The sequence below is a fragment of the Desulfurobacteriaceae bacterium genome, assembly GCA_039832905.1.
Lineage (GTDB): Bacteria > Aquificota > Aquificia > Desulfurobacteriales > Desulfurobacteriaceae > Desulfurobacterium.
In genome coordinates, this window is sequence record JBDOLX010000042.1 from 1 (window position 1) to 8,615 (window position 8,615).

Below are 8,615 nucleotides of genomic sequence, written 5' to 3' on the forward strand. Positions count from 1 at the left end.
TCTTCGATCTTTTCCGACGCATCTTTTCTGCAAGTAGGAATTTCTTGGTAACCTAATGATTTGAGGAAATTAAGTTGTTTTTCAGTAGGTGGTAAGCATCTACCTGTTTTCTCATCAATTTTTTCCTAATGACCAATTTTACGGAAGCATTAACTCAGAATTGATAAACAGTAGAACTTATTTTATATCCAGCCAAACGTTTAGCCCTGAGGAAAAAACGAAGGCTTACACTAAATCGGATATTACCTTTTCAAAACTTTGGAAGCATGCAATACTTAACGTAAATGCTGTCTACCTTCGTTCTTTAGATGGATCAACCGCAACTATCTACCAGAGGATTCCTAATATTCGTCTTTACCTTCTTGACATTCCTTTAGGGAATACTCCGTTTTCTTTCAGTAATGACTTGGACTTTACTTACTTTTACAGGGAAGCTGGAGGAAGCGGTTATAGGTTAAACGTTGAACCAGCTTTAGTTTTTGGAAAGAGGTGGAAAAGGTTAAAGAACTCTTCAAGGTTTAGTGTCTTATTAACAAAATACCAGCACGGAGGAGATAGGAGTATATTTCAATTTAAAGATACCGTAACTACCCATTTTTTCTTTCCCTTGACAGAAAAACTGTCTTTTTCATTTAATCCACGTCTGGAAGTTCTTTATAGAGAAGAAGAAGATCAAAGTTCCAATCCATTTTATGATACTACCGATAGAATAGAAGGGGAAAAATCCTTAAATACTTTTCTTGATTCTTTTGTTTATTACTCTGGTAGAAGAGTTGCAAGATTATCCTTGAAAGCTCTTTATGATTTTCAAAACGAAGAAGACCATTTTGGCTTGTGGAAGTTTGATTTAGATTTTTCTCCTTCAAAGAAAATGACTTTTAGAGAAACTTTATTTTACTCAGTAAAAGATTCAGAACTTAACAAAGCAAATACTTACTTTTCAGCAAAGTCTAAACTTCTCTCTTTGTGGCTTAACCATTACTATGAATTTAACAAGGAAGTTTTAAACAATTACCTTAGATGGGGAGTTTCTATTCCATTAGGGAAGTACTTAAGTTTTTCTTACTCACAAAGGTATGATCTTTTGTTATCAAAGGATAGGGAAAGGGAGTATGCGATCTCTGTAAAAAGGAATTGTTGGAATGGGAGACTTTCCTATAGATGGGTAAGAAATTACGATAACACAGTTGATTATCAGGTACTTCTTGTTGTGAACCTTCTAAAGGTTGGAAATTACGGCTACAGGTTTATTGGAAAGAAAGAGTAGTTTGACGTTGACACCTTTAATTGTCCTTCATATTTTTCTACCTAGCAAAGGTGCGCCCGTAGCTCAGTAGGATAGAGCGCGAGATTCCTAATCTCGAGGCCGCAGGTTCGATCCCTGCCGGGCGCACCATTTTTTTTATTCTTTTTGTTGACATTTTTAAAAAATTCCTTAAAATTCACACTCGCTCTAATTCAAGGTTTAACGGAGGTCTGCTATGTCTATTGGAGGACTTGACGCACTTATCAAGGCTGTTCAGGAAAAATATATGAGAAATGATATTCCTGAATTTAGAGTAGGAGACACAGTAAGAGTTTACGTAAAAGTTAAGGAAGGAGATAAAGAAAGAATTCAAGCTTTTGAAGGAGTTGTTATTAGAAAGAGAGGATCTGGAACAGACGCCACGTTCACAGTTAGAAAAGTTTCCTACGGAATTGGAATCGAAAGAACTTTCCCATTCCACACAAAGGTTATTGATAGAGTGGAAGTTCTCAAGAGAGGTATTGTAAGAAGAGCAAGACTCTACTACCTCAGAGAACTCAAAGGTAAAGCTGCTAAAATTAAAGAGAAGAAAGAGTGGATGACAAAGAAGTAATACTTTCCTTTGAAAAGAGTCTATGGGAAAAAGGTTTTAAATTTGTTGCTGGAATAGATGAAGCGGGAAGAGGGCCGTTAGCTGGACCGGTTGTTGCTGCTGCTGTTGTCTTCCCGCAAAACATTAACCCCTTTTTATTTAAAGACTCGAAAAAGTTAACAGAAAAAAAGAGGGAAAGACTTTTTTATGAAATCTTTGAAAAAGCTGTTTCCGTTGGCGTAGGTTTTGCTGATTCTACGGAAATAGATAAGTTAAACATTCTTAACGCTACAAAGCTAGCTGTAAAGAGAGCCATATCCTCCCTTTCGGTAGAACCAGAGTTTCTTATAACTGATGCTCTTAAGTTGGAGGAGTTTAAAGAAAATTCTCTAGCACTTGTTAAAGGCGATGAGAAAAGTTTTTCTTGTGCTTGTGCAAGTGTTGTAGCTAAGGTTGTTAGAGATTTCATTATGAAAGACTTGGCAAAATTCTTTCCAGAGTACGGCTTTGAAAAACACAAAGGTTATCCAACAAAACATCACGTAGAAATGATAAAAAAGTGGGGAGTTTCTCCTGTTCATAGGAGGAGTTTTGGAAAAGTTGAAAGGAAAATGGGGGGAGGAAGTAGCTTCCCAGCATCTACTTGCGAAAGGTTACGATATTATCAGGAGAAATTTCAGGAGCTCTTACGGAGAAATTGATATTATTGCCTTTGAAAAATCAACAAAAACGCTTATCTTTGTAGAAGTACGTCTAAGGAAGAAAGGTTCTTTAGTTACTCCTCTAGAGTCCATTGATTGGAAAAAGCAGGAAAGACTAAAGAAAACAGCAGAAATCTTCCTGACAAAGTTTAACCTTGACTATGATTTTATTAGGTTTGACGTTATAGGAATAACTTACAGAGGGAGAGAATCCTTTGATATAGAACATATAAAAGATGCTTTCTAGTTGATATAATTCGCTTAAATTCTAACCGTTTGTAAATGGAGGGTCTATTTTGGCTAAGGTAAGAGTTTACCAGCTTGCAAAAGAGCTCGGTATGTCTCCAAAAGAGCTTTTGAATAAGCTTCGTGAAGAACTTGATATGCAAATTAAAAGTACTCAATCGGGACTTGATGAAAAACAGGTAATGCTTGTTAAGGAATTTATTAAACCTGTAAAAGTAGAACCTCAACCTAAGAAGGAAGAAGCAGAAGTCTTGCCTATTGAGGAGAAAGAAGTTAAGAAAGAAGGAGTGGTAGTATCCAAAGAACCTGAAAAAACTGAATCTATGAAAGAATCTACCTTTGAAGAAGTGAAAAAAGAGGAAGAAAAAGTCGAGAAAGAACAAAAGTTTGAGGATAAAGGAAAGGAATCTGAAGAACAGAAAGTGCAGCAAGTAGAAGAAAAGAGAGATAGAGGACAAAGACCGAGGAGAAAATCTGAAGTTAGGATTCTTTCCCCTGAAGAACTTGCAAGAAGACGCCGTAGAAGGAGAAAGCCTTTTAGAAAACGTGAGGAAGGGGAAAGGAAGTTTCCTTCTAGGAAGGAAAGACCTGAAAGGATTGGAAAGGCAAAAAGAGAGGATAGAGAGAAACAGAAAGTAGCAGAGGAAAAGGTTACAAGAGAACAGCTTGAAAAACTTGTTTCTTCTACTAAGGACAGTAGAGATAAGGAAAAGCCTAAAACTGCTGAGGATCTTGTAGCTGAAAGAAAGAAAGAACAGAAGGAATTGGAAGATCAAAAAAGATTTGAAGGGCTTATGAGAAAAATTGAGGAAAAGAACAGAGCTAAAAGAAAGAAACGGAAGAAGAAGAAAAAAGAAGAGGTTAAGGAAGAAATTCCCTTCGAAGAACTTTCTGAAGAGGAACAGCTTCAAAGACTTATTGAAGAGGAAGAAAGAGCAAAAACAGTTGTTATTCCTGAGGTTATTTCTGTTAGAGAGTTTGCCGAAAAACTAGGAGTTGATCCTACGCAACTTCTACAAGACTTGATAGCTCTTGGAAAGTTTGTAGCTATAAATCAGCCTATAGATTTTGAAACCGCAGGTAAGGTTGCAGAAAAGTACGGCAAAGTGGTTAAGCTTGAAGGAGCAGAAGAAGAAGAGACACTCTTTGAGAAAGAGTTGGAGGAAACTCCTGATAGAGAGGAGGATCTAAAACCAAGGCCTCCGATTATTACCGTAATGGGACACGTTGACCACGGGAAAACTACACTTCTTGACTACATAAGAAATACAAACGTTGCTGAAAGGGAAGCAGGAGGAATTACACAACATATTGGTGCTTCCGTTGTTGAAGTTGATACAAGCGAAGGAAAGAAAAAGCTTGTTTTCCTTGATACTCCTGGACACGAAGCTTTCACAGCTATGAGAGCCCGTGGAGCACAGGTTACCGATATTGCCGTTCTTGTTGTTGCTGCAGATGACGGAGTTATGCCTCAAACTATAGAGGCTATAAACCACGCCAAGGCCGCAGGTGTTCCAATAATCGTTGCAATTAACAAGATAGATAAACCAGGATCAAATCCTGAGAGAGTTAAACAAGAACTTACTCAATATGGGCTTATCCCTGAAGATTGGGGTGGTGACACCATAATGGTTCCTGTTTCTGCAAAGACTGGACAAGGAGTTGATGAACTTCTTGAAATGATCGCCCTTCAAGCTGAACTTATGGAGCTTAAGGCAAATCCTGATAAAAAAGCCCGTGGAGTTGTCTTAGAAGCAAAACTTGATAAGAAACGTGGGCCAGTTGCTACATTCTTGGTTCAATCAGGAACTTTAAGAGTTGGTGATGCAGTCGTCGTAGGTCTCCATGCTGGAAAGATAAGGGCAATGTTTGATGACAAAGGTAATCCTATTAAGGAAGCTGGACCTTCTACTCCTGTAGAAGTTCTTGGGCTTGATGGTGTGCCACTTGCAGGAGATAAGTTTGTAGTCGTTAAGGATGAAAAAACTGCAAGAAAAATCGCTGAGAAAAGACAAGAACTTGCAAGAGAATCTGCCCTTGAGAAAGAAAAGAAAGTATCTCTTGAGGAACTATTTGCTCAAGTTCAGCAGGGGGATATTAAGGAACTTAAGGTTGTCCTTAAAGCAGACGCTCAAGGTTCCATAGAAGCTATTAGGAAATCTTTAGAAGATCTATCTACAGATGAGGTTAAGGTTAAGATTATTCATGCCGGTGTTGGACCAATTACCGAAAACGACGTAATGCTTGCAGCAGCTTCAAATGCCATCGTTATAGGTTTCAACGTAAGACCCGATTCTGCCGCAAGGAAAGCTGCAGAACAAGAAAAAATCGATGTTAGAACTTACAGAGTTATCTACGATATTGTTGATGAAATTAAGAAGGCTATGCAGGGTCTTCTTGCTCCAGAAGAGAAAGAAGTTTACCTTGGTTCTGCTGAGGTTAGGGCGACCTTTAAGATTAAAGGAGTTGGAACTGTCGCCGGTTGCTATGTGAAAGATGGAGTAATCAGAAGAAATGCAAACGTTAGGCTTGTTAGAGATGGTGTTGTTATTTACGAAGGAAAGATTGCTTCTCTCAAGAGATTTAAAGATGATGTTAGGGAAGTTCAGGCCGGTTATGAGTGTGGTATAGGTCTTGAGAACTTTAACGACATTAAAGTTGGAGACGTTATTGAATGCTACACAATTGAAGAAGTAGCAAGAGAACTTTAAATAACTTTGGCGGCGTTCCGCCGCCATTTAAATATTAAATCTCATCCCATCCTTCAACAGCACTTGCTTGATTGTAAGAAGTAACTGTGGCTTCAAAGAAGTTAGCCTTTACGTTTCCTTCTCCACCTGTATCGGCAATCCTCTCTAAGTGTTCATACGGATTAGGTCTATCAGGGAATATAGGTTCCAGTCCAAGGGCTTTAAGCCTTTTGTTGGCAATGTAGTAAGTATAGTCCTCTATAGATTGTTCATTCATTCCTAAGATTTTGTTCCCAATCACTTTCTTGCTGAATCTTTGTTCCTGATCAACAGCTATCCTGAACATTTCATAAATCTTGTCTTTTGGTAAGTACTTTTTAAAGTTTTCGTCAGTTAGATCTTTCATAAAGTGTTCAAAAAGAATAACGTGTGTAAGTTCGTCTCTGTTAATGTAGCGAATTATGTCTGCAGTTCCCTGCATTAAGTTTCTTGAGGCTAAGTTGTAGAAGAACATAAATCCGTTGTAAAAGTAAAGACCTTCAAGAAGGTAATTTCCAACTAAGACTTCTCCATAGTTTTCCATAGTTGGTTCTTCTAAAAACTTCTGATAGATGTCTGCAATGTACTTGTTTCTCTCAAAAAGGATTGGATCTTTTTTCCACCAATAGTAAACAGCTTCTCTGTGTTCTTTGGGAACAACAGATTCAATTGTATATCCGTAGCTTTGCGAATGTATAGCTTCTTGATAAGCGTGAATAGAGAGGTCTATCGTTATTTCAGGTGCCTTAACATATGCTGCAATGTTTGGAATGTTCGTTGTTTGAATTGAGTCAAGAAAGACTAAAAAGGAAAGAATTTCATCGTAAGCCTGTCTTTCATCGTCGGTAAGTTCCTTGTAGTCCTGAACGTCTTGGGTAAGGTCAACGGTTTCAGGAATCCAAAAGTTTGCCATCATCGCTCTATAAAGCTTTGTAGCCCATTCGTACTTTATATCGTTGAGGTTAAAGATGTTTGTGGTATCTCCAAAAAGAATTCCTCTTTTTGCTGGATCGTCGTCACCGTTTGGATTAAAGATAGGTCTTGGTTTCATCAGTTCTTTTTTTATGTCAGACATTTTTTCCTCCCTAAACTAGTTTGCACATGCTATACACCCTTCTTTCTTAGAAACCATTTCTTGACTGTCTTTCTGGATGGTTCTGACGTAGTAAATGGTTTTTATTCCTTTCTCCCAAGCATACATAACAGTCTCAAATATATCTTTTGCTCTTATCCCAAGATTAAGATTAAAGAGAAGCTCCATACTGATTCCACTATCAACCCATTTCTGGATGATGGAAATTACGTCTATTACCTCTTTTTGATCCATGAATTTACTTTCCTTGTAGAACCAAAATCTTTCCTTTAGATATGGGGGACATATTGGAACTGCTTGCTTTTGGTTCTTGTCGATGTAAAACCTGCTAAATGGTGGTAGTACTCCAGGGGTTGCTCCTTGTAAGAGTCCAGAACTTGTATTTGGTGCTATTGCAAAAAGTTGTCCGTTTCTAATTCCGTATTTTTTAAGTTTTTCTAAGACTGTAAGCCACTTTTCTTTAAGCTGTGTCTTTTGTAGAAGGTAACCCTTATCTTTTCCTATGATTATTCCTTTACTCCAATCGGAACCTTCGAAGGCAAGAAATTTTCCTCTTTCCTTTGCAAGGTTTATGCTTTCATCTATACCGTAGTAAGCAATTTTTTCGTAAAGTTCGTCTATTACATCTAAAGATTGCTTTCCATAGGGTATCTCTCTCTTGGCAAGGTAGTCTGCAAGACCAAGCGTTCCAATTCCTATTGTTCTATAGCGGTCGTTGTGAAGTTTGCTTTCCAAAATTGGAGGAGTTGTAAGGTCTATGGTGTTATCAAGTATCCTTACTGCTGTCCTTACTGCAAGTTCTAGGTCTTCGTCATTTTCTATATTTGCAAGGTTTATGGAAAGGAGATTACAAGTATGAACAAGCCCTGGTTCTTCAACTTCTGAAACGACTTTTCCGTTTTCTAAATAGGTTTTAAAACCTTTGGAAGGTCTAAAGTTTGAGAAACTTTCCATGCATAGATTTCCATTTCCTATGTACCCGTCGTGTTTTAGAGGGTTCAGTCTGTTCGCTGTATCTTTAAAGAATATGTAAGGAAGTCCAGTTGCTACTTGTGTTTTTAGTATCTGTTTTAAGAGTTCTTTTGCTTTTACTTTCTTTTTAAGTTTAAGCTTATCGCTTTCGTTTTCTATCTGCATATAGGCTTTTTCAAATTCCTCTCCCCAAAGTTCATAAAGCTTAAAACCAAACTTTTTTTCTACCTCATATGGATCAACCAACAGCCAATCATCATTTGTCTTTACTCTCTCCATAAAAAGGTCTGGAACTACAACTTGAGGAAATACGTCGAAAGCTTTTCTTCTTAAGTCTCCGTTTTCCGTTTTAAGTTCCAAGAAGTCGAAAATGTCCAAATGCCATACGTCTAAAGCTACCGTAACAGCTCCAGCTCTTTTTCCCTCTTGGTTTACAGCAACAGCTATATCATTAAGAATTCTTATCCAAGGAACTACTCCACCGCTTGCTCCAAAGACTTTCTTAATCCAAGACCCTTGAGCTCTAATTCTTGAAAGGTTTACGCCAACGCCTCCAGCTCTTTTGGATATTTGGGCAACTTGGTTTGATGTGTACATTATTGAGTCGAGGTTGTCGTCCATAGCAGTAATAAAACAAGATGAAAGGTTCCCATTGGGACGTCTTAGGTTTATAAGGATAGGAGTTGCCAAAGATAACTTTTTACCAGCGATTAGATCATAAAACTTTTTAACAAGTTCCATTCTCTTTTCTTTTGGCTCGTCTTTTGCAAGCATTAGAGATATTGACATGTACATTTCTTGGGGAAGTTCTATTGGATAGTCCTCGTAAATGCAAAGGTATCTTTTTGCAAGTAGGTTCGCTCCTGCATAATCGTAAAGGAAATCGTAGTTAAGTTTTATGTAGTTTCCAGCCTCTACTATTTCAGAAGGGGAGTAGCTTTCTAAGATTTCCTTAGTGTATAACCCTTTTTCTACAAGATCCTTTACAACTTTTAGGTATTCTTCTCCACCTCCAACGTATGCAAGTTTGGATGTT

At 37.7% G+C, this 8,615-nt stretch carries 7 protein-coding genes and 1 tRNA gene; 6 read left to right on the top strand and 2 right to left on the bottom strand.

The genetic code is table 11. The annotated features are described in order from the left end of the window. The first annotated feature begins 88 nt into the window (after positions 1-88). The 6 genes from lptD (at position 89) to infB (ending at position 5,496) form a co-directional block, all read left to right on the top strand. On the top strand, positions 89-1,267 hold the full coding sequence (gene lptD, locus ABGX27_03135) for an LPS assembly protein LptD (GenBank protein MEO2068486.1): 1,179 nt from the start codon (positions 89-91) through the stop codon (positions 1,265-1,267). Positions 1,268-1,319: 52 nt separating this feature from the next. After that, positions 1,320-1,396 (top strand) — tRNA-Arg (locus tag ABGX27_03140). An 85-nt stretch (positions 1,397-1,481) separates the two neighbouring features. Continuing rightward, positions 1,482-1,859: a 50S ribosomal protein L19 gene (gene rplS / locus ABGX27_03145; protein MEO2068487.1), complete on the top strand. Its 378-nt coding sequence runs from the start codon at positions 1,482-1,484 to the stop codon at positions 1,857-1,859. Next, complete coding sequence (locus ABGX27_03150; GenBank protein MEO2068488.1) at positions 1,841-2,539, top strand: ribonuclease HII; 699 nt, start codon at positions 1,841-1,843, stop codon at positions 2,537-2,539. Before rplS ends, ABGX27_03150 begins: the two co-directional genes overlap by 19 nt. After that, positions 2,439-2,786: a YraN family protein gene (locus tag ABGX27_03155; GenBank protein ID MEO2068489.1), complete on the top strand. Its 348-nt coding sequence runs from the start codon at positions 2,439-2,441 to the stop codon at positions 2,784-2,786. The genes ABGX27_03150 and ABGX27_03155 overlap by 101 nt, the downstream gene beginning before the upstream one ends. A 46-nt stretch (positions 2,787-2,832) precedes the next feature. Beyond that, the gene (gene infB / locus ABGX27_03160; GenBank protein ID MEO2068490.1) at positions 2,833-5,496 is read left to right on the top strand and encodes a translation initiation factor IF-2; all 2,664 of its coding nucleotides are present in this window, start codon (positions 2,833-2,835) and stop codon (positions 5,494-5,496) included. 34 nt (positions 5,497-5,530) lie between these two features. Here the strand turns inward: infB and ABGX27_03165 are convergent, their stop codons facing one another. Beyond that, on the bottom strand, positions 5,531-6,565 hold the full coding sequence (locus ABGX27_03165) for a ribonucleotide-diphosphate reductase subunit beta (GenBank protein MEO2068491.1): 1,035 nt from the start codon (positions 6,563-6,565) through the stop codon (positions 5,531-5,533). A gap of 39 nt (positions 6,566-6,604) precedes the next feature. Then, the coding region (locus tag ABGX27_03170) for a ribonucleoside-diphosphate reductase subunit alpha (GenBank protein MEO2068492.1) at positions 6,605-8,615 on the bottom strand (2,011 nt) is incomplete at its 5' end.